The sequence below is a fragment of the Streptomyces sp. NPDC086077 genome, from assembly GCF_040686175.1.
GTDB lineage: Bacteria > Actinomycetota > Actinomycetes > Streptomycetales > Streptomycetaceae > Streptomyces.
The window spans coordinates 86,794-110,386 of the sequence record NZ_JBFBJT010000005.1; the positions used below are offsets into that span (position 1 = coordinate 86,794).

Here is a 23,593-nt window from a genome sequence, read left to right on the forward strand (position 1 = left end):
AAATACCTTCTCGACGTGGGCCGGGTCCGGACCACGCTGTCCGGCTCGATCCCCGCCACCCTAGCGGCACAGGGGGGCGGGACCGAACCGTGCGTCCGACTGCTGGACGACCGCGCTCACCTGTGCGGACGACCCGTCAGACGGGCTTGCCGAGCGGTGCCGCACCCCGCCCGGACGTCGCCTCAGGCGGGCTGCTGCTGCGCCGCCGCGATGCGCTCGTCGCGCAGCGCCTCGTACCAGTGGTCGTCGGTCGGCGGCAGCGCGTTGACGTCCAGCGCCAGCTTCAGCAGCAGGTCGGCGATCTGCGGGTTCCGGGCCAGCACCGGTCCGTGCATGTAGGTGCCGAAGACCGTGTCGTTGTACGCGCCCTCCGTGCCGTCGCCCGTGCCGTTGCCGTTGCCGAACCGTACCCGGGCGAGGGGGCGGGCCGTGGGGCCCAGCTGGGTGATGCCCTGGTGGTTCTCGAAGCCGGTCAGCGGGGGCAGGCCCAGCCGCTGGTCGACGTCGCCCAGGACGTCACCGACGCACCGCTCGCCCTCGCCGCGCACCGAGACCACGTCGAGCAGGCCGAGGCCGGGCTCGCGCTGGCCCAGGTCGTTGATGAACTCGTGCCCGAGGATCTGGTAGCCGGCGCACACCGAGAACACGATCGCGCCGTTCCCGACGGCCCGGTGCAGGCCGCCGTCCCGGCGCAGCCGCTCGGCCGCGAGCCGCTGCGGCCGGTCCTCGCCGCCGCCGATCAGGTAGATGTCGCCGGACGTCGGGATGGGCTGGTCGCTGCGCACGTCGAGCCGTGCCACGTCCAGGCCGCGCTGCCGGGCCCGGCGCTCCACGACGAGGACGTTGCCCTGGTCGCCGTACGTGCTGAGCAGGTCCGGGTAGATCCAGACGACCCGCAGTTGGTTGTCGCTCACGAAAGTCCCCTGAAGTCTTGTCAGTTGCCGACGCGGCGGCGCAGGTCCTGGAACGCGGTGTAGTTGGCGATGACCTCGATCCGGCCCGGCGGGGCCTTCTGCACCGCCTCGTCGAGGTTCTCGCAGACCTGGAAGTGCTGGTTGGCCACCTCCAGCCGCACCGCGAGGTCGAGCTTGCGGTCGCCGACGACGAAGATCGGGTGGCCGGTCAGCCGCGTGTAGTCGACGTCCCACAGCCAGGAGGTGTCCGTGCCGTCGGCGGAGCGCGCGTTCACGGACAGGATCACCGGCGTCGGCGGCGGGTCGATCAGGGAGAACGTCTCCAGCCACCCGGCCGGGTTCTTGGCGAGCAGCAGCCGCAGATCGCGCTGCATGAACTGCACCACGTCGTACCGCCCGGCCACGGCCTGCACCTGGTACATCCGCTCCAGGGCGACCTGTGGCGGCACCCCGAACACGGCGGCGACTGCCGCCGAGGAGGTGGCGTTGGCCTTGTTGGCGCGGCCCGGCAGCTGGAGGTGGATCGGCCAGGCGGAACCGTGCGGGTCGAGCACGTGGTCGCCGGAGAGCGCCCAGCTCGGCGTGGGCCGGCGGAAGCCGCACTCGCCGCAGAACCAGTCGTCGCCGGGGCGCCGCATCACACCGCCGCAGGACGGGCAGGACCAGGCGTCGTCCTTCCACATCTGCCCGGCGGCGACCCAGATCACATTGGGGGAGGACGACGCCGCCCACACCACCAGCGGGTCGTCGGCGTTGGCGACGACCACGGCCTTGGTGCCGGCGAGCCCCTCACGCCAGTTCTCGGCGAGCATCCGTGTCTCGGCGGCACGGTCGAGCTGGTCGCGGGAGAGGTTCAGCAGCGCGATGCACTTCGGGTCGGTGTCCCGGGCCACACCGGCCAGGTACTTCTCGTCGACCTCGATGACACCGAACTTGGCGTCCGAGCCGCCTGCCAGCGCCGAGGTGATGCCGGCGGGCATGTTGGCGCCGAGCGCGTTGGACACCACGGGGCCCGCGGCGCGCAGCGCCTCGGCGATGAGCCGCGTGGTCGTGGTCTTGCCGTTGGTCGCCGACACCAGGGTCACGTCCAGGTTCTGGGCGAGCCGGGCCAGAAGGTCGGGGTCGAGTTTGAGGGCCACCCGGCCACCGATCACCGAACCGCTGCCGCGTCCCGCTGCGCGTGATGCCGCAGCGACCGCCTTGCCCGCGGTCACGGCCAGCTTGGCCCGCGGCGAGAGCGGGTCCGAGTTGCCTGCCATCAGTTCTCGATCCTCCTTGCGTACGCGCCGCGCCGTAGCATCCGGCAACGTGGTGATGCCTCAGCCTATCGAGATCCACTCACCTGCCCGAATCGCGGCACCGTCACGATCCCCGCGCGCGGGGAGCGCGCCAGCGAGGACCGTACCCTTGCCGGCATGCGACAAGGCTCCATCCCGGGCGCTCACGGGCGTGTCCGGCCCCTCACCCTGCTCGGCGACCCGGTCCTGCACACACCCTGCACGGAAGTCACCGATTTCGGCCCCGAACTCTCCCGACTCGTGGAGGACTTGTTCGCGACGATGTACGCCGCCCAGGGCGTCGGCCTGGCCGCGAACCAGGTCGGAGTGCCGCTGCGGGTCTTCGTCTTCGACTGCCCCGACGACGAGGACGTACGGCACCTGGGCCACGTGGTCAATCCGCGCCTGGTCGAGGCGGACGGCGTGGTGATGCGCGGCCCGGAGGGCTGTCTGTCCCTGCCGGGCCTGGAAGCGGGCACGGAGCGCCACGACCACGCGGTGGTGGAGGGGGTGACGACGACGGGTGACCCGATCACGATCCACGGCACCGGCTTCTTCGCCCGCTGCCTCCAGCACGAGTGCGACCACCTGGAGGGTACGGTCTACGCGGACCGGGTCCGGGGCCTGCGCCACAGACGCCTGATGCGGCAGGTGTCCCGAGCCTCATGGCGCCGGTGAGACGGCGTCCCTGCGGGGCGGACGGCACACGGCCTCAGAAGCCCGGTCCCCCCACCCGGTCCCCCGCGGCGGCGAGCCGCCCCCACAGCAGATCGGCGAGACACCGCACCAAATCGGCCCGGGAACAGGGCCGTTCCCCGAGCCACCAGTCCCCGGCGGCATGCATCATCCCGACGATCCCGTGCCCCCAGACCCGAGCGAGCCGCTGACTCTCCGGCCCGAGATCGAGCCGCTCCTCGATCACCTGGGCCAGCTCCTCACCCATCCGCCGCAGCAACGGCGCCGAGTGCTTGCCCACGTCGAAGCCGTGGTCTCCCGGTGAACCCTCCGCCGGATGCATCAGGAAGCGGTACACCTGAGGCCTGGCCTCGATCGCCGCGAGGTAGGTGTCGAGCGTGGCCTCCACCCGCTCGCGCCGCTGCGCCGGAGCGTCCAGCGCGGCCCGCAGCGAGTCGAGCAGCGCGTCGGTGTGCCGTTTGGCCAGCGCCGCGTACAGCCCGCCCTTGTCGCCGAAGTGGCGGTAGAGGATGGGCTTCGTGATGCCCGCCTCCGCCGCGATGGCGTTCATCGACGCCTGCGGACCGTCCCGCAGCACGACGCGGTCGGCGGCCTCCAGCAACTCGCGCCGTCGGCGGTCGGCGGACCTCTGCTGCTCGGTCCGCTGCGTGGTGTCCATGTGCTCTCCCCACCCGTGCTCAATCGGTGACGCCAGCGCAAACTAACACCTGACACGACCGGCGACTCGAACGGGCTGCCGAGGGATCGTTGTGAGTTGACTTTTCCTACCTTGCGGTAACAGACTGCGGTTACCGCAAGTAACATGCATTGTGCGCCGCTGGAGGGGACATGGCCGAGTTCACCATGGAGCTCAACGACGAACAGAAGGAGGTCCGGGACTGGCTGCACGGCTTCGCCGCCGATGTCATCCGCCCCGCGGCCGCCGAATGGGACGAGCGTGAGGAGACTCCCTGGCCGGTCATCCAGGAGGCCGCCAAGGTCGGCATCTACTCCCTCGACTTCTACGCGCAGCAGTACTTCGACGCCACCGGCCTCGGCATCCCGATGGTCATGGAGGAGCTGTTCTGGGGCGACGCGGGCATCGCCCTGTCGATCGTCGGCACCGGCCTCGCGGCGGTGGGCGTGCTCGCCAACGGCACCGAGGAGCAGATCGGCACCTGGATCCCCCAGATGTACGGCGACGCCAACGATGTCAAGGTCGCCGCCTTCTGCTCCTCCGAGCCCGACGCCGGCTCCGACGTGGCTTCCCTGCGCACCCGCGCGGTGTACGACGAGGCCAAGGACGAGTGGGTCCTCAACGGCACCAAGACGTGGGCGACCAACGGCGGCATCGCCAACGTCCATGTGGTCGTCGCGGTCGTGGACCCGGAGCTGGGCTCGAAGGGGCACGCCTCCTTCATCGTCCCGCCGAACACCCCGGGGCTGTCCCAGGGCCAGAAGTTCAAGAAGCACGGCATCCGCGCCTCGCACACCGCCGAGGTCGTCCTCGACGACGTCCGGGTGCCAGGCTCCTGCCTGCTCGGCGGCAAGGAGAAGCTGGACGAGCGGCTGGCGCGCGCCCGCGAGCGGGCGAGGACGGGTGGGATGGGGGTCCCCCCGCTCGAGCGAAGCCGGGAGTGGGGGAGGGTGAAGAACGCGGCGATGGCCACGTTCGAGGCGTCCCGTCCCGCCGTCGGCGCGATGGCGGTGGGCACGGCCCGGGCAGCCTACGAGGTGGCGCTGGACTACGCGACGACCCGTGAGCAGTTCGGGCGGCCGATCATCGACAACCAGGGCGTGGCGTTCCAGCTCGCGGACATGCGCACGTCCATCGACGCGGCGCGGCTGCTGGTGTGGCGGGCGTCCTGGATGGCGGTCAACGGCAAGCCGTTCACGGCCGCGGAGGGATCGATGTCCAAGCTGTTCGCCAGCGAGACCGCGAAGACGGTCACCGCCCAGGCGATCCAGATCCTGGGCGGCAACGGGTACACCCGCGAGTACCCCGTGGAGCGGATGCACCGGGACGCAGCGATCTACACGATCTTCGAGGGGACCAGCGAGATCCAGCGGCTGGTGATCGCCCGGACGCTCTCGGGGATGCCTCTCCGGTAGGACGCGCGGTGCTCACCGGTGCTTCAGGGGGGTGAGCTGTTCGATGTCGTACCTGGCCCGGAGTGCCTCGATCGCCGCGTGATCCGGCGGACCCCCGTCCCTGAGGATCTCCAGCAGCTCGTCGAAGTACCGCTCGTGATCCGGTGGCGGGGACGCCTGGAAGAACATCTTCGCCGGGGTCTCCGTCGGATTGGCGAACGCGTGCGGGCAGCCGGGCGGTACGACGATCACCGTGCCCCGTGTCGCGCGGACCACCTGGTTGCCCGAACGGGACTCCCACTTCTGCCAGTTGTCGGGGGTCCGGACGCGTGGCTCGAAGGCGAGCACGTCCAGCTCGCCCTCCAGCACGTAGAACAACTCCTCGCTGCGGGTGTGCACGTGGGCGCCGACGTCGAATCCCGGAGGGACGAGCACCTCGAAGGTGGACGCCATCCGTGAGTGCGCACCGGTCACCTTGAACGTGACGTGCTGGGCCGGGGTCTCGACGATCCGGCCTTGGCCGGGCGGTACCAGCAGTCCTTCGGTCGCGGTCACCGTGTGCTCACCTCACCAGGTCACGGGCAGGGCCAGCGGCCCTCGGATCAAGGCGCCCTTCCTGAAGGGCACTTCCTCGGGCGGCACGGCCAGCCGCAGGCCCGGCACCCGGTCGAGCAGGGCGTCGACCAGGAGCTCGGACTCCAGCTTCGCCAGCATGCCGCCCACGCAGTAGTGGGGCCCGAAGCCGAACGCCAGATGCGGGTTGGGCTCACGGGTGAAGTCGATCGTCCCGGGGTCGGGGAACACGTCCGGGTCCCGGTTCGCCGCGAGATACGACACGTAGACCGCGTCGCCCGCGCGGATCAGCCGGCCCTGGATCTCCACGTCCTCCATGGCGATCCGGGACAGGCCGACGGCGTTGCGGTGCGGGATCCAGCGCAGCAGCTCGTCGACGGCCTGGGCGCGGATTCCCGGCTCGGCGCGCAGTCGCTCGGCGAGGTCCGGCCGGGTGAGCAGGACGTAGAACATCTGCCCGCTGTTGCCGGTGACCGCCTCGCCGCCGATCTGGACCAGCACGGCGAGGCCGACGGCCTCCCCCAACGTGATCTCGCCCCGGCCCAGGGCGGCGCCGAGCAGGGACGTGACGTCCTCGCCCGTGCTGTTCTCCCTGAGTCCGATGAGATCGGCGAAGTAGTCGCCCATCTCGTCCCTGGCCCGTTCGCTGACGTTTGCGCCGTGCGTGGCGGACAGGATCAGCTGCGTCCAGTCGTGCATGCTCTGCCGGTCGGCGGCCGGGACGCCCATCAGCTCGCAGATCACCGCGATCGGGAACGGGCTCAGCACCGCCGCCGTGAGGTCGGCGGGCGGGCCGCCCCCGAGCAGCCCGTCCACCAACTCGTCGAGCATCCGCCGGGACTTCTCCCGCACCCGCTCCACGCCCCCCGCCGTGAACGCGGAGGCCACGGATCGGCGCAGCCGGGTGTGGTCCGGCGGGTCGAGGAGACCGACCGCGTCACGAGCCGGCACGAAGTGCGGGGCGAGCCGCGTGACCTGCCGGTCCATGACCGCCGCACGGCTGAACCGGGGGTCGTTGGTCACCCTGCGCACATCGTCGTGGCGGGTGACCAGCCAGGCCCAGTCCTCGCCGTTCGGCAGCCGGACCCGGGTGACCGGCCCCTCGTCCATCAGTTCGCGCAGCACCGGATCGAAGTCGACTCCGGCCAGATCCAGTGCCGGCCACTGCCGGACGGGGAGCGCGGTCCCGGTGAGGGTCTCCTGGCTCATGTCACGCCGACTCGTCGATCTGCCAGCGCCCCACGGACATCTCCGCGGTGATGCCGGGCCCGAACCCGGCGAGCAGGCCGCGTGCCCGGTGCTCCGCGCCGCCCTCGTCGAACAGCCTGCGCAGCGCGTCCAGGACGACGGCGCTGGCGATGTTGCCGTACTCGGTGAGGGTGGCCCGGCTGAACCGGAAGGCGTGCGGCTCGACCTGCAGGAACTTGCTGAGGTCGTCGAGGATGCGGGGTCCTCCGGCGTGGATGATGTAGAAGTCCAGGTCGGAGGCGTCCCAGCCGTGGGCGCCCGCCAGCTCGTGCAGGGCCGGAGCCAGCGGCTCCATGGTGCCGGGCACCCGCTTGTCCAGCAGGAAGTGGAACCCGGTGGCCCGGACGTCGTACGAGATCCAGTCCTCGGTCTTGGGGATCAGGTACGAGCCGTTGCGCTCCAGCTGCACGCCGGTGCCGCCACGGCCGCGGACCACGGCGGCGGCGACGCCGTCGCCGAACAGGCCGTTGGACAGCAGCGATCCGATGCCGATGTCGGTGGGCTGGTAGCACAGCGAGCAGAACTCGCAGGCCACGATCAGCACGTTGCACTCCGGGTAGGCCACACAGAAGTCGTGGGCCCGGTTGATGGCCGCGCCGCCCGCCGCACAGCCCAGCTGGGCTATGGGTATCTGGCGGGTGGTGCTGGAGAAGTCCATCTCGTTGATCAGCCACGCCGTGAGCGAGGGCATCATGAAGCCCGTGCACGAGACGTAGATGATCACGTCGATGTCGCTGGTGAGGAGCTCCGCGTCGTCGAGCGCCCGTTGCACGACCGCCGGTACGCGGGCCTTGGCCTCGGACTCGTAGATCTTGTTGCGCGCCTCGAAGCCGGGATGCTTGAGGGTTTCCTCGATCGGCTGCACGATGTGCCTGGTGCGCACACCGGTGTTCTCGATCAGCCTGAGGGCCAGCGGGAGTTGGGGGTGGTCCGCGTGGCGGGAGCGTGCCAGCTCCAGCGTCTCTTCCATCGTGATCACGTGTTCTGGAACGGACACCGAGGGTCTGCACAAAGTCGCCATGAACCGTGCCTGCTTTCGCCGTCCGGAAGGCTCTTGAGCCCCGGTCAGAAGGTGGTTCACCTCCGAGAAGGTGTAAACCCACGATCACCCGGGAGCGCCACGATCTCTCGCGGGATTACTCCGTCCAGGCGACGACGGCTTTCGGTACCCTTGCTACGAACCGGCTCCACTGCTGTGCGCGATGCAGGCCACGTCGATACGGTCGGCCAGCTTGGCCAGCTCGATGGTCAGCGCAGCCACGGTGTCCTCGTCGAGCCCCTCCTGCCCGGCCTCGACGAGCCGCAGCCACCGGCCGCCGACCGTGCGGAGCAGCTTGCTCACGTCGGACGCGGCCACCTGCAAGGTACCGCGGTCGTCGACGATCAGAGGCAGGGTCACTTCGCGGTTCACAAAGGGGATCGTAGCCCTGGAACCCTCACGCTCCGTGCCATACGGTCGTGATGTTGCAGAACTCGCGGATTCCGTGCCCGGACAGCTCACGCCCGTACCCGGAGCGCTTCACACCCCCGAACGGGAACGCCGGGTGGGAGGCGGTCATCCCGTTGACGAACACACCGCCCGCCTCCAGGTCCCGAACGAACCGGTCGACATCCGCCTCCTCGCGCGTCCAGACGTTGGAACTCAGTCCGAAGGGCGAGTCGTTGGCGATGAGCACCGCCTCGTCCAGGTCGCCCGCCCGGTACAGCGTGGCGACCGGCCCGAACGCCTCCTCGCGGTGGATGCGCATCTCGCGGGTGATGCCGGCGAGGACCGTCGGCGGGTAGTACCAGCCGTCCCCCTCGGGCCGCTCACCGCCGCACAGCACCGTCGCACCGCTGCGCCGGGCGTCGTCCACCAGTTCCTCCACGTCGGCCCGGCCCTGCTCGCTGGCCAGCGGCCCGACCTCCGTGCCCTCGGCCATCGGGTCACCGACCGTCAGCGCCTTCATGGCCTCGGTGAAGCGCTCGGCGAAGGCGTCGTAGACGTCCGTGTGCACGATGAACCGCTTCGCGGCGATGCACGACTGCCCGTTGTTCTGCACCCGGGCGGTCACCGCGACCTGCGCCGCCCTGTCGATGTCCGCCGACGGCATCACGACGAACGGGTCGCTGCCGCCCAGCTCCAGCACCGTCTTCTTGACCATCTCCCCGGCCGTGGCGGCCACCGCGCGCCCGGCGGGCTCGCTGCCGGTCAGGGTCGCCGCCTTGACCCGCTCGTCGCGCAGGACCTCGTCGACGGCGCCGGAGCCGATGAGCAGGGTCTGGAAGCAGCCCTCCGTGAAGCCCGCCCGGTGGAACAGGTCCTCCAGGTAAAGGGCGGTCTGGGGCACGTTGGAGGCGTGCTTGAGCAGGCCGACGTTGCCCGCCATCAGCGCGGGCGCCGCGAAGCGGATCACCTGCCACAGGGGGAAGTTCCACGGCATCACCGCGAGCACCGGTCCGAGCGGCCGGTAGCGGACGTGGACCCGGGAGGCGCCGGAGTCCCTGACGTCGGACTCGGCGGGCTCCTCGTCGGCGAGCAGGCGCTCGGCGTTCGCGGCGTACCAGCGCATCGCCTTGGCGCACTTCGCGGCTTCCGCGCGGGCCTGCTTGACCGGCTTGCCCATCTCGGTGGTCAGGACGCGGGCGATGTCCTGCTCGTCCTCGTCCAAGAGGTCCGCGGCCCGGTTCAGCAGCCGTGCCCGGTCGGCGAAGCCGCTCTCCCGGTAGGTGCGGAACGTGGCCTCGGCGAGCTGGATCCGGCGCTCGATCTCCTCCGCGCCCATGGCCTCGTACGTCTTGATCGTCTCGCCGTTCGCCGGGTTCACCGTCGCGATGGGCATGGCTGACCTCCTGAGGAGCTGCTGTGCTTCGACCTTCCCGCGCGGCGGTGGGCGCCGCAACGCGTACGGGTCATCCTCGGGACGAGTGCTCCGCCAGTCGGTCGAGAAACGCGGACTGTGCCTTGACGATCACCTCGCGGGCCCGGTCCAGCCCGAACCACGCGACGCGGTCCAGCTCCGGGAACTCCTGGGTGCGCCCCGACCTCGGCGGCCACTCCATGGTGAAGGTGCCCGGAGTGACGGAGCCGGGATCGAGGTCGGCCTCCACCGCCCACGCCGTGACGATCTTGCCGCTGCTCTGCCGGACCTCCCCGAGCGGCACCGCCTCGCCGTCCGGCGGCGGCAGCCCGAGCTCCTCCTGGAACTCCCTGACGGCCGCGTCCCAGGCGGACTCCTCGGGGTCGTACTCGCCCTTCGGCACGGTCCACGCGCCCGCGTCCCGCCGGGCCCAGAGCGGTCCGCCCATGTGCCCCAGCAACACCTCCGGGCCGCCGTCGGTGTGCCGGAACAGCAGCAGGCCCGCGCTGCGCCGGGACCTCACGGGCGGACCTCCGGGTGCGCGGCCAGCAGGGTCTCGACGGTGTCGGCGTCCTGCGGGCGCTTGTCCTCGCGGTAGCGCAGCACGCGGGCGAAGCGGAGGGTGACGCCGGCCGGGTAGCGGGTGGACCTCTGCAGGCCGTCGTAGGCGATCTCGACGACGAGCTCGGGGCGCACGGTCACGAGGGAGCCCTCGGACGCGACGGCCAGTTCCTGGAGCCGCTCGGTCTGCCAGGCCAGCATGGCATCCGTCATGCCCTTGAACGTCTTGCCCAGCATGGCGAAGCCGCCGTCGGCCGTGCGGGCGCCGAGGTGCAGGTTCGAGAGCTTGCCGGTGCGGCGGCCGTGGCCCCACTCGGCGGCCAGGACCACCAGGTCGAGGGTGTGCACGGGCTTGAGCTTCAGCCAGGAGGCCCCGCGCCGCCCCGCGCTGTAGGGCGCGTCCAGCGCCTTGATCACGACGCCCTCGTGACCGCGGCGCAGGGTCTCCGCGAGGAACGCCTCCGCGGCGGGCACGTCGTCGGGCCCGGAGACCACGGCCCGCCGCACCCGCATCGGCTCGGGCACCAGCCGGGCGAGCTCCGCGTGCCGCTCGGCGAGCGGCAGGTCGAGCAGGTCGCGGCCGTCGACGGACAGTGCGTCGAAGAAGACGGGGGAGACCGGGACCGCCTGCGCGGCCGTGGTCACGTCCACCCGGGAGCCGACCCGGCCGGCCGTCTCCTGGAAGGAACGCGGCCGGCCGGTCTCGTCGAAGGCGATCACCTCGCCGTCCAGGACGAACCGCTCCCCGCGCAGCTCCCGCGCGGCCGAGGTCAGCTCGGGCAGCCGGTCGGTGATGTCGTCCAGGGTGCGGGTGTAGAGGCGTACGTCGTCGCCGTCGCGGTGGACCTGGACGCGGATGCCGTCCAGCTTCTCCTCGACCGCGCAGGCGCCGAGCTTGCCGATCGCCTCGGTCACCGAGGACGTGGTGTGCGCCAGCATCGGCAGCACCGGGCGGCCCACGGTCAGGCGGAAGCGGTCCAGGGCCTCGGGCCCTTCGGCGAGCAGCGCCTGGGCGACGTCCTGCAGCGACCCGGCCAGCATCACCGCCCGCCGCACGTCCGTGGCGGGCGCCCCGGTCGCCCGCGCCAGCCCCTCGACGGCGACCGCCTCCAGCGCGCCCTGCCGGACCTCACCCGTGAGCAGGCCGATCAGGAAACGCTGCTCGTCCGCGGTTGCGGCGCCCATCAGCTCGTCGACCAGGCGGGCCCGCTCGGTCTGCGAGCCGGTGCCGGCGACCTCGCCGATCGCGGTGAGGCGGGCGTCCACCTCGCGCACGGCCAGGCTCGGCGCGGCGGCCGGCGTGGCCCGGCGGCCGAGCACCTTCCAGCCGATGCCGAGCCGGCCCTGCGGCAGCCGGCCGGCGAGGTACGGGATGACGACCGGCACGTCGTCCGGCTCCGCGTCCCGGAACAACTCGGCGAGCAGGGCGATCTTGCGGGACCTCGCCGAGGTGGCGGCGACCTCCCGGGACACGTCGGCGAGCCGGGTCAGCAGCATGCAGTCATGGTGCACCGGGGACGCGGGGCCTACACCTGGACGGCCGCGTCGAGGTCGGACATCAGCAGTTCGCCGTTGATCGTGGCGCCCGCGCGGTAGCCGCCGCTCGCCGCGTTCACGACCTGCTCGGCGAAGCCGACGGCGTTGCCCGCGGCCCACACGCCCGGCACGGTCGTCAGACCCGTCGCGTCCACCACGGCGTACGCGCCGAACGGCGTCTCGTTCAGCTCGGCGCCGAGTCGCTCCAGCAGAGCGGTCCGGGCGACGGCGCGGGGCGCGGTGAACACCACCTCCCGGTCATGGGCCGTGCCGTCCGCCAGCCGCACCCCGGTGAGCCGGTCGTTCTCGACGACCAGGCCCTCGACCTCGCCGGGCACCACCTTGACCCCGGCCGCGGCGAGCCGGCGCAGGTCGTCGTCGGACAGGTCGTCCTCGGCGACCCGGTGCAGGAAGAACGTCACGTCCTTCGACCACTGGGTGACGATCAGTGCCTGGTGCACGCTCTGCGGGCCGGTGGCGAGGACGCCGAACGCCTGGTCGCGGACCTCCCAGCCGTGGCAGTACGGGCAGTGCAGCACGTCCCGGCCGAACCGCTCGGCGACGCCGGGCACGTCCGGCAGTTCGTCCCTGAGGCCGGTGGTGACGACCAGGCGCCGGGCGCGCACGGTCCGGCCGCCCGCCAGCTCGACGGCGAAGTCCTCGCCCCGGGTGACGTCCACCGCCCGGTCCCGGACCAGCTCCACGCCGTACCGCGCGATCTCCTCCCGGCCGGTCGCGAGGAACTCGGCGGGCGACATACCGTCCCGCGACAGATATCCCTGCATGTGCGCGGCGGGCGCGTTGCGCGGCTCGCCCGCGTCGACGACGAGGGTGCGGCGCCTGGCCCGGCCCAGCACGAGCGCGGCGGACAGGCCCGCCGCGCCACCGCCGATGACGACCACTTCGTAGGACTCGGTTGTTCCGGTCATGGTGACCACCTCCACGGAGACAGTCGCCCGACCGCTGCGGGATTGACAAATGTGTTTGCCGAATCTGCAATAGCGGCATGACGACCGACGACGTGCTGGCAGGGGTGGGGCCGCGGCTGCGGCGGATCCGCAAGGAGCGGGAGGTGACGCTGTCCAATCTGTCGGAGGCGACCGGCATCTCGGTGAGCACGCTCTCCCGGCTGGAGTCGGGTCTGCGCAAGCCCAGCCTGGAGCTGCTGCTGCCGATCGCGCAGGCCCATCAGGTGCCGCTGGACGAGCTGGTCGGCGCGCCCGCCGTGGGTGATCCGCGCGTGCGGTCCAAGCCGATCGAGAGGTACGGCCGTGTCCACTGGCCGCTCACCCGCCAGCCCGGCGGGCTCCAGGCGTTCAAGGTGCTGGAGCCGCAGCGCGCCCTCGAACCGGAGCCGCGGACCCACGAGGGATACGAGTGGCTGTACGTGCTGTCCGGGCGGCTGCGGCTGGTGCTGGGCGAGCACGACGTGGTGCTCGCGGCGGGGGAGGCCGCGGAGTTCGACACCCGCGTGCCGCACTGGTTCGGGTCGACGGGGGAGGGGCCGGTGGAGTTCCTGAGCCTGTTCGGGCCGCAGGGGGAGCGGATGCACGTGCGGGCGCGGCCGAAGCAGGCGTGACGCGACGGGCGGTCTTCCTCTTGCTGCCGGGCAGGCGTGACCTACCCGACTGTTCCCAGCGCGGCAAGCGACCGCTTAGTATGCGGAGGACCGGTCAGACGACGCAGTCCCCCGTGGAGGCCCCGCATGCAGGCATGGCAGGTGCACGAGAACGGCGAGCCGAGCGAGGTGATGCGCCTCGGCGACGTGGCGCCGCCCACGCCCGGCGACGGCCAGGTCCTGCTGAAGGTGCGGGCCGCGAACATCAACTTCCCGGACGCCCTGCTCTGCCGGGGCCATTACCAGGTCCGGCCCCCGCTGCCCTTCACGCCCGGCGTGGAGATCTGCGGCGAGACCGAGGACGGCCGCCGCGTGATCGCCAACCCGGCGCTGCCCCACGGCGGTTTCGCCGAGTACGCCGTCGCCGACGCGGCCGCCCTGCTGCCCGCGCCCGACGCCCTGGACGACGCCGAGGCAGCCGCTCTGCACATCGGCTACCAGACCGGCTGGTTCGGCCTGCACCGTCGGGCCCGGCTGGAGGCGGGCGAGACGCTGCTCGTCCACGCCGCCGCCGGCGGGGTCGGCAGCGCCGCCGTCCAGCTCGGCAAGGCGGCCGGCGCCACGGTCATCGGCGTCGTGGGCGGCGCCGGGAAGGCCGCCGTCGCCCGTGAGCTGGGCTGCGACGTCGTGATCGACCGGCGTGCCGACGACGTCGTCGCGGCGGTCAAGGAGGCCACCGGCGGCAGGGGCGCGGACGTGATCTACGACCCCGTGGGCGGCGACGCGTACACCCAGTCCGCCAAGACGGTCGCCTTCGAGGGCCGGATCGTGGTCGTCGGCTTCGCGAGCGGCGCGATCCCGAGCCCCGCGCTCAACCACGCCCTGGTGAAGAACTACGCGATCCTCGGCCTGCACTGGGGCCTGTACAACACCAAGAACCCGAAGCTGGTCCAGCACTGCCACGAGCAGCTCACCGAACTGGCGGCCCGGGGCGCGATCAAGCCGCTGGTGAGCGAGCGGGTGCCGCTGAGCGGGGCCGCGGCCGCCGTGCAGCGGGTCGCCGACGGAGTGACCACCGGCCGCGTCGCCGTCGTCCCGGAGAACGGAGCCTCCGCATGACCGACGCCGCCGAACTGCGCCGACGGACCCTGGAGTTGCTGGCTGCGCATCCGCCCGCGTCCACGGACCGTGACGACTTCCTCAAAGCCCGCTTCGACGCCGGGCTGGCCTGGGTGCACTACCCCGAGGGGCTCGGCGGGCTGGGCGCCCCGCGCTCCCTCCAGGCGGTGGTCGACGCCGAGTTGGCGGCCGCGGGCGCACCGGACAACGACCCCCGGCGGATCGGCATCGGCCTGGGCATGGCCGCGCCGACGATCCTGCGCTACGGCACCGGGGAGCAGAAGCAGCGGTATCTGCGGCCCCTGTGGGTGGGGGAGGAGGTCTGGTGCCAGCTGTTCAGCGAGCCCGGTGCCGGCTCCGACCTCGCGGCGCTCGGCACCCGGGCCGTGCGAGAGGGCGACGAGTGGGTGGTCAACGGGCAGAAGGTGTGGACGTCCAGCGCGCACGTCGCCCGCTGGGCCATCCTCATCGCCCGCACCGACCCGGACGTCCCCAAGCACCAGGGCATCACCTACTTCGTCTGCGACATGACCGACCCCGGCGTCGAGGTGCGGCCGCTGCGCCAGATCACCGGCGAGGCCGAGTTCAACGAGGTGTTCCTCACGGACGTCCGGATCCCGGACGCGCGTCGCCTCGGTGAGGTCGGCGACGGCTGGCGCGTCGCGCAGACCACCCTCATGAACGAACGCGTCTCCATCGGAGGCATCCGACTGCCCCGCGAGGGCGGGATGATCGGCCCCGTGTCCGCAACCTGGCGCGAGCGCCCGGAACTGCGCACCCACGACCTCCACCAGCGGCTGCTCACCCTGTGGGTGGAGGCCGAGGTCGCCCGGCTCACCGGCGAACGGCTGCGCCAGCAGCTCGTCGCGGGCCAGCCCGGCCCCGAGGGCTCCGGCATGAAGCTCGCCTTCGCCCGCCTCAACCAGGAGATCAGCGGCCTGGAGGTCGAACTCCTCGGGGAGGAAGGGCTCCTGTACGACGACTGGACCATGCGCCGCCCCGAGCTGGTGGACTTCACCGGCCGCGACGCCGGCTACCGCTATTTGCGCTCCAAGGGCAACAGCATCGAGGGCGGGACCAGCGAGGTCCTGCTGAACATCGTCGCCGAACGCGTCCTCGGACTGCCTTCCGAGCCGCGCACCGACAAGGACGTCGCCTGGAAGGACCTGGCCCGATGACCGATCTTCTCTACTCGGAGGAGGAAGAGGCCCTGCGATCGGCGGTGCGGGACCTGCTCGCCGACCGTTGCGACCCGGCCGGGGTGATCGCGCGCACCGAGTCGGACGCCCCGCACGACGTCTCGCTGTGGAAGACGCTCACCGACGGCATGGGCCTCGCGGGTCTGCTGGTCCCGCAAGAGCTGGACGGCCAGGGCGCCACCCACCGGGAAGCCGCCGTCGTCCTGGAGGAACTCGGGCGAGCGGTCGCGCCCGTGCCGTACCTGACGAGTGCCGTCGTCGCGACGGAGGCGCTGCTGGAGTGCGGGGCCGACGACCTGCTGGCGCAGCTGGCGTCCGCGACGCTGGTCGGTGCGCTCGCCGTCGCCCTGCACACCGCTCCCGGCGCCGCCTTCAAGACCGTACGGCTCGAAAACGGAGCGCTGCACGGGGAGTTGACGGGCATCGCCGACGCGACGGGGGCCGGCCTGCTGCTGGTGCCCGCGGACGACGGCGGTCTGTACGCGGTCGACGCCTCGGCCGCGACCGTCACTGCGCAGGTCTCCCTCGACCTCACCCGGCCCCTGGCGACCGTCACGTTGAGCGGCGCTGCGGGCCGTCGCCTCGGCGCGGCCGAACCGGCCGTCCGCCGCGCCCTGCGGGCCGGCGCCGGACTGCTCGCCTCCGAGCAACTCGGGCTCGCCGACTGGGCGCTGACCGAGACGGTCCGCTACCTGAAGGACCGCAAGCAGTTCAACCGGCCCGTCGGCGGATTCCAGGCGCTCAAGCACCGGCTCGCCCAGCGGTGGCTGGAGGTCGTCCACCTGCGGGCCGCGGCACGCGGCGCGGCGGACGCGCTGGCGACCGGCGAGGACGCCGACGTGCCCGTGGCGGTCGCCCAGGCGTACGCCGCGCCCGTGGCCGTGCGGGCCGCCGAGGAGGCGCTGCAACTGCACGGAGGCCTCGGGATGACCTGGGAGCACCCGGCACACCTGTATCTGAAGCGAGCCAAGGCGGACTCCCTCGCGTACGGCTCCGCGGGCGCCCACCGTACGGCGCTTGCCGAGCTGGTGGACCTTCAGGCCCCCTGACGTACACCTGGAGACGCGCCGCCGAAGCACGCGGGAACCCCGAGGAAAGCCCGTCCCACCTGGGGCGGGCTTTTCGGTGCCTGTACGCCGGTGAAGTGAACTCATGACGGCGGTCCGGCCAACTCACTCGCCGGCATCTGCCAGTTGAGCGGCGGCGAACCCCATACTCGCTGAGGTTCCGTTCCCCGCCCACACCAGGGAGGCAGAGCATGGCCCTCACCACCCGTCGCAGAGCCCTCACCACCTTCGGCGCCGCCCTCGCGGGCGCGGTGGCCCTGCCCGGCGCGAGCGCGCTGGCGGACGACCGCACGCCCCGCCCGCGCCCGCCGCGCCCGCTGTGGCGTGCCCACGCGCACAACGACTACGAGCACCCCCGGCCCCTGCTCGACGCCCTCGACCACCGCTTCGGCAGTGTCGAGGCCGACATCTACCTGGTCGGCGACCAGCTCCTCGTCGCCCACGACCCCGAGGACCTCGATCCGGCCCGCACCCTGGAGTCCCTCTACCTCGACACCCTCGCCGCCCGCGTCAAGGCCAACCGCGGCTCGGTCCACCGCGGTCACCGCGGCTCGCTCCAGCTGCTGATCGACATCAAGACCGAGGGCGCCTCGACCTACCGCGAACTCGACCGTCATCTGCGTCGCTACCGGCACCTGTTCACGACGTACGCCCACGGCAAGGTGCTCCCGGGACCGGTCACCGCCGTCATCTCCGGCGACCGGGCGGCGCGTGGGCCGATGGAGGCGCAGAAGGTGCGACGCGCCTTCTACGACGGCCGGCTCGCGGACCTCGGCAGCCCGGCGCCCGCCTCCTTCGTCCCGCTGATCAGCGACAACTGGACCCTGAACTTCAGCTGGCGGGGCGCGGGCGAGTTCCCGGCGGCCGAGCGGCAGAAGCTGCACGGCATCATGCGGGCGGCGCACTCGCGCGGGCAGAAGGTGCGGTTCTGGGCCACTCCGGACGTCGCGGGGCCGGAACGGGACGCGCTGTGGGCAGAGTTGCTCGCCGCGGACGTCGATTTCCTCAACACCGACGACCTGCTCGGGCTGGAGGCGTTCCTGGACGCCCACGAGCGGGCGTAGCCCTCACCCGCCCGCCGGTCGCGGACACCACACTTTCGGGGGACAGGTCAGCCGCCCGGAGGAACCCTCCGCTACGCCACACTTGCGGCCGAACGCCGCGAAGCGGACGTGGCGGAGGAGGTTGACGATGGCCATTTCCATCTCTGTGGTGCTGCTGCTCTTCATCCTGGCGGTGATCTTCGTGCGCAACGGAGGGCTCAAGCTCACGCACGCGATCGTCTGCCTGCTGCTCGGCTTCTACCTCGCCGGTTCGAGCATCGCCCCGACCATCCACAGCGGCCTCACGGCCACGGCCGACATCGTGAGCGGCCTCAGACCGTGAGGTCCCTGTGTCCCTGATCGTCGGCTGAAGGCATGCACCGAGCCCGGCCGCCGCATCGTATTTCCGCCACCTCGGCGATCGTCAGGCCGTCGCGTACTCGGGGGCGTGTGCACCGCCGGCTGCGGCACCCGCCGCACCGGACGACCGCCCACCGCGACCTTCCCCCGCATGATCACCGGTCCTGCGTCTGCCGGTGCCGCCTCGGCCGTTGCCGCACTGGTGAGTGTCCCGAGTGCGGCGAGCCCGAACGTCTGCCGCGTACGAACCGCTTCGCGCAGGCTCGTGTGGCACGGGTGCTGCGGGCGGCCGAGTATGAAGGACCCGGCGGGGGCACTCGGGCCGCCGTCACCGAAAGGCGGCGGACACCGCGGGGGCTGCACGAGGGGGCATGTGCCTCAGCGGCGGAAGGGAGGTCGGGCTGATGACGACGACGGCCATTTCTGCGGTGCCCGCGACGCGGCCCCCCTGGCGGCGAGCCCTGCTGACCGGCGGAGCAGGGTTCCTGGGTTCGCATCTATGCGAACGCCTGATCGAAGCCGGTGTCGGCGTCGACTGCGCGGACAACCTGTCGTCCGGCGCGGCGGACAACATCCGGCACCTCGCCGGCCAGCCGGGCTTCCGGTTCCTGGAACTCGACGTGACGGACCTCGGTGTGCCGGACGCGCTGGCCGGGCCCTACGACCTGGTCCTGCACTGCGCGGGACCCGCCTCCCCGGCCGACTGCCGGGACCGCCCGCTGGAGGCGCTGGACGCCGCCGGCCTCGGCACCCGCAACGCGCTGGCCGTCGCGGCCCGGGCCGGGGCGCGGTTCCTGCTCGCCTCGACGGGGCGGGTACGCGGGGACCCTCTGGGGCCTGCCACGCCGGAGGAGGCGCCTGACGACGCCGAATCCGACGGACCCGGCGGGGTGTACGACGTGACCACCCGCTTCTCCGAGGCCCTGACGGCCGCGTACGCCGTCGCGCACGGCACGGACGCGGGAATCGTGCGCCTCTTCGACACCTACGGCCCGCGGATGCGCGCGGACGGCCCTGGATCGATCCCGGTCATCGTCGCGCAGTCCCTGGCGGGCGGGCCGGTCACCGTGAAGGACGACGGGACGGGCGCCCGCTCCCTGTGCTATGTCGACGACGTGGTCGAGGGTGTGCTGCGCGTCGCCGCGAGCCGGTCCCTGCGCCCCGTCGACATCGGTGGCGGGGACGAGACGACCGTCCAGGAGATCGCCCGCCGGGTGATCGACCTGACCGGTTGCCGCGGGGGCCTGGAGTTCGGCACCGCTCACTCCCCCGATCCCGCCCGGCGGCGCCCCGATCCGTCGTTCGCCTGCGAACTGTTCGGCTGGACGCCCGCGGTGTCCTGGAAGGAAGGTTTCCAGCGGACGATCGACCACTTCGCGGGCCCGCGCTCACATGGCGGCGAGTACGCGGTGACAGACGGTCCCTTGACGGGCCCCGAGGAAGGGCCGGGCGTGCGCGTTGCCGGTGACCCGGGCAGGCCGGCGGGGGAGCGGCTCACGTGAAGGCCCTCGTCGTGCGACTCGACGGCTTCGGAGGAGTGCTGCTGGCCGGACCGGCGGTGCGCGCGGTGGCCGCCAGGGCCGGCCGGGTGGCCGTGCTGTGCGAACCCGGTGGCGTGCCCGCGGCGCGGCTGTTGCCGCACGTCGACGAGGTACTCGAAGTGCCCGGGGCGCCGCTCGACGACGATGCCGCCCTCGTCCGGCGGCTACGGGACGAGGCCTACGACGTGGCCCTCGTCCTCGCACCCTACGGGGAGACCCCGTCGTCCGCCGTGGACCTGCTGAGCCGGGCGCAGGTGCCCCGTACCGGCGCCGACCGGACCGTCCCGTCCCGGCCACCGGGCCGGCACGACGTCGAGGCGGCACTCGACGCGGCCGCGGCCATGGGCTTCGCCCCCCGAGCGGGAGACGACGGACGGCTGCGCGTGGTGCCCGCGCCGGACACCGTCGGCCTCACCGGCAACGGCCCCTACGTAGTCGTCCACCCCGGCGCCGGATCCCCGCCCGTCGGCTGCGCGGAGGTCGTCACGCTGCTCGCCGACGCGGGGCACCGCGTCGTCGTCACCGGAGGCCCCGAGGAGACCTCCGTGACCCGGTACGTCAGCGGCGGTACGGCGGTCGACCTGGGCGGCCGAACCGACGCGCGGCAACTGTCCGGCGTACTGCGGGCCGCCGATGTCGTCGTGGCCGGATCCTCCGGCGCGGTCCACCTCGCCGCGGCCAACGGCACGCCGGTCGTCTCGCTCGTCCCTCCGGTGCCGCCGCCCGAGCGGCGCGGCCCCTACGGCGTGCCGGCCGTCCTGGCGGGCGGGGACGACGCCACGGCACAGGAGGTGGTGAGTGCCGTGCGGAAGCTGGCCGACGCGTGACTGCGCGCGTGGGAGATCGCGGGGGGTCTCGCCGTGCGTCCGGCGGTACGCGTGGGCGGGGGAGGCCAGGCCCGTTGCCCGCCGTTCCCGACACCTCACCTGGAGGACCCCGTGGCCGAAGTCGTCGTCCCATGGCCCGCCGTGGACGATCGGCGCCCCTGCCGGGTCACCGTCGCGATGATCACGCGCAACCGGCGGCGGAGTGTCCTGCGCACCCTTGACCAGCTGGCCGCGCTGCCCGAACACCCGGAGATCGTCGTCGTCGACAACGGCTCCGTCGACGGGACGGTGGAGGCCGTACGGCAGCACCCGGTGCCCGCGCACCTCCTGGCCGCCGGGCAGAACACCGGCGCCTTGGGCCGCAACCTCGCGGTACGGCACGCCACGACGCCCTACGTGGCCTTCAGCGACGACGACTCGTGGTGGGCGCCGGGCGCCCTGGACGCAGCCGCCGACCTCCTCGACGCCTACCCGCGCCTGGGCCTCGTGGCCGCGCGGATCCTGGTCGGCCCCGACGCCCTCGAGGATCCGCTGAACTCCGTGCTCGCCGCCTCACCGCTGCCGCCCGCCGCCGACCTGCCCGGACGACCGGTCCTGGGGTTCCTCGCCTGCGCGGCGGTGGTCCGGCGCGAGGCGTTCCTGGAGGCCGGCGGTTACCACCCGGTGCTGTTCTTCGGCGGCGAGGAGACCCTGCTCGCCTACGATCTGGCGGCGCGCGGCTGGGGCGTGAGCCATGTGCCCACGGTGACGGCCCTGCACCACCCCGACCCCGGCGAGCGCCCCGGCCGCTCGGCCGCACAACTGCGCAACGCCCTGCTCACCGCATGGCTGCGCCGCCCCGTGCAGGTCGCGCTACGGCACACCGCTCACCTCTGCGCCGCAGCGGCTCGTGGCGAACGGGAGGCCGGAACAGCCCTGCGCGGCGCCCTCGCGCGGCTCCCCGCGGCGCTGAGGCATCGGGAGAGGCTCCCCGAACGCATCGAACAAGCGGCCCGGCTGCTGGACCGGGCGACCCCGTGAGCGGTGCCCGAGCGGAAGGTTCGCGGTTGGCGCTGAGCCATGTGCGAAACTGACAACCCGTCACGTGATGTCACCGTCCGCGGCGGATCGCGCACGAGAGGCGCCGCGGTCACACGAAGCGGCGGCCGGGCGCAAGGCCGACCGCCGCCAGGGCCGTGTGGGTGTCACTCGTTCCGGAAGACTGCCTTGCTCACCTCGGCCGGGTTCTCGTACTGCTCCTTGCCGAGGTGCTCGATCCGATCCGTGACCTCCTTGGGCGCGTGGTTGTGCCGGGCGACCTCGACCAGTTGTTCGCGGTCGGCCGGGTACTCCGCGCCGGACAGGGCCTTCTGCAGATCCGGGGGGCTGATACCAGCCATGACTCCTCCACTGTGGTGAGGTTTCAGCTCCCGCGTTCCCGTGACGTGCGTCGCATAACGCAATGGGCGCAGGAACCTGTGAGCAAGTGCACATGCGTCGGCAAATCCCGGAGCGCGACGGTCGGTTGCCCTTCGTGGATCTTCGCGCTGTCTGTGCGCCGGTCCCGGCTCACACGTTCCGTCTGCCACGATGGGCGACGCCCAGATCCAGGTGGAGCGGCCGCGCAGCGCAGCCGGTGTTCCGAGCTCAGCCGGATTGAACGACCGCTCCCGCGCCGACCGCGCCCCTGTCTCCGAGTGTTCCTGTGCCTTCCTCTCCTGCCTCCTCCATGCCTTCCGCCGCCGGCTCCAGCTCGCCGTGGCGGTCCCTGAAGTACCGCAGCATGCGATGGTGGTCGCTCGCGAACTTCGTGTCGAACGCCGGAACGTGGATGCAGCTCACCGTGCAGAACCTGCTGGTGCTGCAGATCACGGGGTCGGCCGCGGCCGCCGGGCTGTCCGTCTCCGTGCAGGCCGCGCCGGCGCTCCTGGTGAGCCTGGCGGGCGGCGCCGCCGTCGACCGCTGGCCCCGGAAACTCACCGCCCTCGTCAGCCAGGCGCTGCTCGGCGTCGTCGCCCTCGTGACGGCCCTGCTGGTGGCGACCGACCGGCTCGACCTGACCGTCCTGCTGGTGCTGGCCGCCGTCACCGGAACCATCGCCACGGTCGACGGACCCGCCTGCGCCTTGCTGGGCAACGACCTCGTCCCCGCCGAGGACGTGCCCTCCGCGATCGGGGTCGGTTCGCTGGTGCACAGTGCGGGCCGACTTGCCGGCACCGCGCTCGCCGGCATCGCGGTCGGCTTCCTCGGCACGGCCGCCGCCTACGCCGCCAACGGGCTGTCGTTCCTCTTCGTCGCCTCGGTCATCCCGTTCCTGCGCCCCGCCGCCGCAGCGGTCAAGTACGTCGTCCCCGCCCCGCAGGGCACCGAGGCGGCGGCACGACGGCGGGCGCAGGACATGAGCGTGCGGCAGGGCCTCGCCTACTTCGCGCGCCGCCCCAGGCTGGTCGCTCTCGCGGGGATCACCGGACTCAGCGCGATGTTCGGCCGGAACTACGGCCTGACCCTCGCCGTCCTCGTCACCGGCCCGCTCGCGGCCGGCGCCGGCGCCTTCGGCACCGTCTCGACCGTCCTCGCCGTCGGTGGCATCGTCGGCGCCGTGCTCGGCGCGCGGCTGCGCAAGCCCTCGGTGCGGCTGGTGGGTGCCCTGGCCGCCGTCGGCGCGCTGCTCCAGGCGGTGGCGGGGCTGTCGCCGTCGGTCGCCGTCCTGCTCGTGCTCGTGCTGCCCATGGCCGTCGTGGAGTCCGTCTCGGACACCGCCGGCACGACCGTCCTGCAGACCGACCCGCCCGCCCACATGCGCGGCCGCGTCCTCGGTGTGTGGGGCAGCATCAGCACGGGCTGGGGCCTTGCCGGTCCGCCGCTGCTCGGCCTGCTGATGGAACTCGCCGGTGCCAGGGGCGCCCTGGTGATCGGCGGCATGGTCGTCGCCGGCGCCCTGGGTGCGGGCCATCTGCTGGGGAAGCGCCGCACGCAGGTGCCCGTGCCGCTGCGGACCGGCGAGCGCGACGCGACGGCAGCGCAGCCGGCGCTCGGCACGGCTGCCTGAGGCAGCGGGCGGCCCGGCGGAGGCCTCAGCGGACGGAGGGGGGGGGCGGGGCCCCCGGGCCCCCCCCCCGCCCCCCCCGCCCGCGGGGGTTAGCCTCACTACCCCGACGACCCCGGGGGCGGGCCGGGAGATCGCG

The 23,593-nt window shown here is 72.6% G+C and carries 24 protein-coding genes; 12 read left to right on the forward strand and 12 right to left on the reverse strand.

The annotated features are described in order from the left end of the window. Window positions 1-182: 182 nt before the first annotated feature. Window positions 183-914, reverse strand: coding sequence for a glutamine amidotransferase (locus AB0O67_RS02820; RefSeq protein WP_365444990.1), 732 nt, complete (start codon window positions 912-914; stop codon window positions 183-185). A 20-nt stretch (window positions 915-934) separates the two neighbouring features. Then, window positions 935-2,173 (reverse strand): MurT ligase domain-containing protein, encoded by a 1,239-nt coding sequence (locus tag AB0O67_RS02825; protein WP_365444993.1) that lies wholly within the window; start codon window positions 2,171-2,173, stop codon window positions 935-937. 156 nt (window positions 2,174-2,329) lie between these two features. On the opposite strand from AB0O67_RS02825, the gene def reads away from it, so the two are divergent. Further along, window positions 2,330-2,869 (forward strand): peptide deformylase, encoded by a 540-nt coding sequence (gene def, locus AB0O67_RS02830; protein ID WP_365444996.1) that lies wholly within the window; start codon window positions 2,330-2,332, stop codon window positions 2,867-2,869. Window positions 2,870-2,903: 34 nt separating this feature from the next. Here the strand turns inward: def and AB0O67_RS02835 are convergent, their stop codons facing one another. Next, window positions 2,904-3,545, reverse strand: a complete 642-nt coding sequence (locus AB0O67_RS02835; protein WP_365444999.1) for a TetR family transcriptional regulator — start codon at window positions 3,543-3,545, stop codon at window positions 2,904-2,906. 170 nt (window positions 3,546-3,715) lie between these two features. Between AB0O67_RS02835 and AB0O67_RS02840 the strand changes: the two genes are divergently transcribed. Beyond that, window positions 3,716-4,978, forward strand: a complete 1,263-nt coding sequence (locus tag AB0O67_RS02840; RefSeq protein WP_365445002.1) for an acyl-CoA dehydrogenase family protein — start codon at window positions 3,716-3,718, stop codon at window positions 4,976-4,978. Window positions 4,979-4,990: 12 nt separating this feature from the next. Here AB0O67_RS02840 and AB0O67_RS02845 read toward each other — a convergent pair whose 3' ends face one another. The 8 genes from AB0O67_RS02845 to AB0O67_RS02880 form a co-directional block, all read right to left on the reverse strand. Then, window positions 4,991-5,512 (reverse strand): cupin domain-containing protein, encoded by a 522-nt coding sequence (locus AB0O67_RS02845; RefSeq protein ID WP_365445005.1) that lies wholly within the window; start codon window positions 5,510-5,512, stop codon window positions 4,991-4,993. 12 nt (window positions 5,513-5,524) lie between these two features. Further along, window positions 5,525-6,739: a cytochrome P450 gene (locus tag AB0O67_RS02850; RefSeq protein ID WP_365445008.1), complete on the reverse strand. Its 1,215-nt coding sequence runs from the start codon at window positions 6,737-6,739 to the stop codon at window positions 5,525-5,527. A 1-nt stretch (window position 6,740) separates the two neighbouring features. After that, window positions 6,741-7,799, reverse strand: coding sequence for a type III polyketide synthase (locus tag AB0O67_RS02855; protein WP_365445011.1), 1,059 nt, complete (start codon window positions 7,797-7,799; stop codon window positions 6,741-6,743). A 153-nt stretch (window positions 7,800-7,952) separates the two neighbouring features. Continuing rightward, entirely contained in the window at window positions 7,953-8,189 is a 237-nt protein-coding gene (locus AB0O67_RS02860; protein WP_365445014.1) for a DUF6213 family protein, read from the reverse strand. A 25-nt stretch (window positions 8,190-8,214) separates the two neighbouring features. Then, window positions 8,215-9,600 carry an NADP-dependent succinic semialdehyde dehydrogenase gene (locus tag AB0O67_RS02865; RefSeq protein WP_365445017.1) on the reverse strand — a complete coding sequence of 462 codons (1,386 nt, stop codon included), beginning with the start codon at window positions 9,598-9,600 and terminating at the stop codon, window positions 8,215-8,217. A 70-nt stretch (window positions 9,601-9,670) separates the two neighbouring features. Next, on the reverse strand, window positions 9,671-10,141 hold the full coding sequence (locus AB0O67_RS02870) for an NUDIX domain-containing protein (protein ID WP_365445020.1): 471 nt from the start codon (window positions 10,139-10,141) through the stop codon (window positions 9,671-9,673). Next, window positions 10,138-11,676 carry an ATP-dependent DNA ligase gene (locus AB0O67_RS02875; protein ID WP_365445023.1) on the reverse strand — a complete coding sequence of 513 codons (1,539 nt, stop codon included), beginning with the start codon at window positions 11,674-11,676 and terminating at the stop codon, window positions 10,138-10,140. The genes AB0O67_RS02870 and AB0O67_RS02875 overlap by 4 nt, the downstream gene beginning before the upstream one ends. Window positions 11,677-11,705: 29 nt before the next feature. Beyond that, the gene (locus tag AB0O67_RS02880) at window positions 11,706-12,644 is read right to left on the reverse strand and encodes an NAD(P)/FAD-dependent oxidoreductase (RefSeq protein WP_365445026.1); all 939 of its coding nucleotides are present in this window, start codon (window positions 12,642-12,644) and stop codon (window positions 11,706-11,708) included. Between the two features lie 77 nt (window positions 12,645-12,721). On the opposite strand from AB0O67_RS02880, the gene AB0O67_RS02885 reads away from it, so the two are divergent. The 9 genes from AB0O67_RS02885 to AB0O67_RS02925 all read left to right on the forward strand — a co-directional run bounded on the left by AB0O67_RS02885 (window position 12,722) and on the right by AB0O67_RS02925 (window position 21,449). After that, on the forward strand, window positions 12,722-13,294 hold the full coding sequence (locus AB0O67_RS02885; RefSeq protein ID WP_365445029.1) for an XRE family transcriptional regulator: 573 nt from the start codon (window positions 12,722-12,724) through the stop codon (window positions 13,292-13,294). A gap of 126 nt (window positions 13,295-13,420) precedes the next feature. Beyond that, window positions 13,421-14,392: an NADPH:quinone oxidoreductase family protein gene (locus AB0O67_RS02890; protein WP_365445032.1), complete on the forward strand. Its 972-nt coding sequence runs from the start codon at window positions 13,421-13,423 to the stop codon at window positions 14,390-14,392. Then, entirely contained in the window at window positions 14,389-15,570 is a 1,182-nt protein-coding gene (locus tag AB0O67_RS02895; RefSeq protein ID WP_365445035.1) for an acyl-CoA dehydrogenase family protein, read from the forward strand. Before AB0O67_RS02890 ends, AB0O67_RS02895 begins: the two co-directional genes overlap by 4 nt. After that, entirely contained in the window at window positions 15,567-16,640 is a 1,074-nt protein-coding gene (locus tag AB0O67_RS02900; protein ID WP_365445038.1) for an acyl-CoA dehydrogenase family protein, read from the forward strand. Before AB0O67_RS02895 ends, AB0O67_RS02900 begins: the two co-directional genes overlap by 4 nt. Before the next feature lie 209 nt (window positions 16,641-16,849). Then, the gene (locus tag AB0O67_RS02905) at window positions 16,850-17,722 is read left to right on the forward strand and encodes a phosphatidylinositol-specific phospholipase C/glycerophosphodiester phosphodiesterase family protein (RefSeq protein WP_365445041.1); all 873 of its coding nucleotides are present in this window, start codon (window positions 16,850-16,852) and stop codon (window positions 17,720-17,722) included. A 127-nt stretch (window positions 17,723-17,849) separates the two neighbouring features. Next, window positions 17,850-18,044 (forward strand): hypothetical protein, encoded by a 195-nt coding sequence (locus AB0O67_RS02910; RefSeq protein ID WP_365445044.1) that lies wholly within the window; start codon window positions 17,850-17,852, stop codon window positions 18,042-18,044. Between the two features lie 421 nt (window positions 18,045-18,465). Next, the gene (locus tag AB0O67_RS02915; RefSeq protein WP_365445047.1) at window positions 18,466-19,563 is read left to right on the forward strand and encodes an NAD-dependent epimerase/dehydratase family protein; all 1,098 of its coding nucleotides are present in this window, start codon (window positions 18,466-18,468) and stop codon (window positions 19,561-19,563) included. Continuing rightward, window positions 19,560-20,429, forward strand: a complete 870-nt coding sequence (locus AB0O67_RS02920; protein ID WP_365445050.1) for a glycosyltransferase family 9 protein — start codon at window positions 19,560-19,562, stop codon at window positions 20,427-20,429. The genes AB0O67_RS02915 and AB0O67_RS02920 overlap by 4 nt, the downstream gene beginning before the upstream one ends. A 177-nt stretch (window positions 20,430-20,606) precedes the next feature. Continuing rightward, window positions 20,607-21,449: a glycosyltransferase gene (locus AB0O67_RS02925; protein WP_365445087.1), complete on the forward strand. Its 843-nt coding sequence runs from the start codon at window positions 20,607-20,609 to the stop codon at window positions 21,447-21,449. Between the two features lie 164 nt (window positions 21,450-21,613). Here the strand turns inward: AB0O67_RS02925 and AB0O67_RS02930 are convergent, their stop codons facing one another. Further along, complete coding sequence (locus tag AB0O67_RS02930; RefSeq protein ID WP_365445053.1) at window positions 21,614-21,808, reverse strand: DUF2795 domain-containing protein; 195 nt, start codon at window positions 21,806-21,808, stop codon at window positions 21,614-21,616. Between the two features lie 329 nt (window positions 21,809-22,137). Between AB0O67_RS02930 and AB0O67_RS02935 the strand changes: the two genes are divergently transcribed. Next, window positions 22,138-23,457, forward strand: coding sequence for an MFS transporter (locus tag AB0O67_RS02935; protein WP_365445056.1), 1,320 nt, complete (start codon window positions 22,138-22,140; stop codon window positions 23,455-23,457). Window positions 23,458-23,593 lie beyond the last annotated feature (136 nt).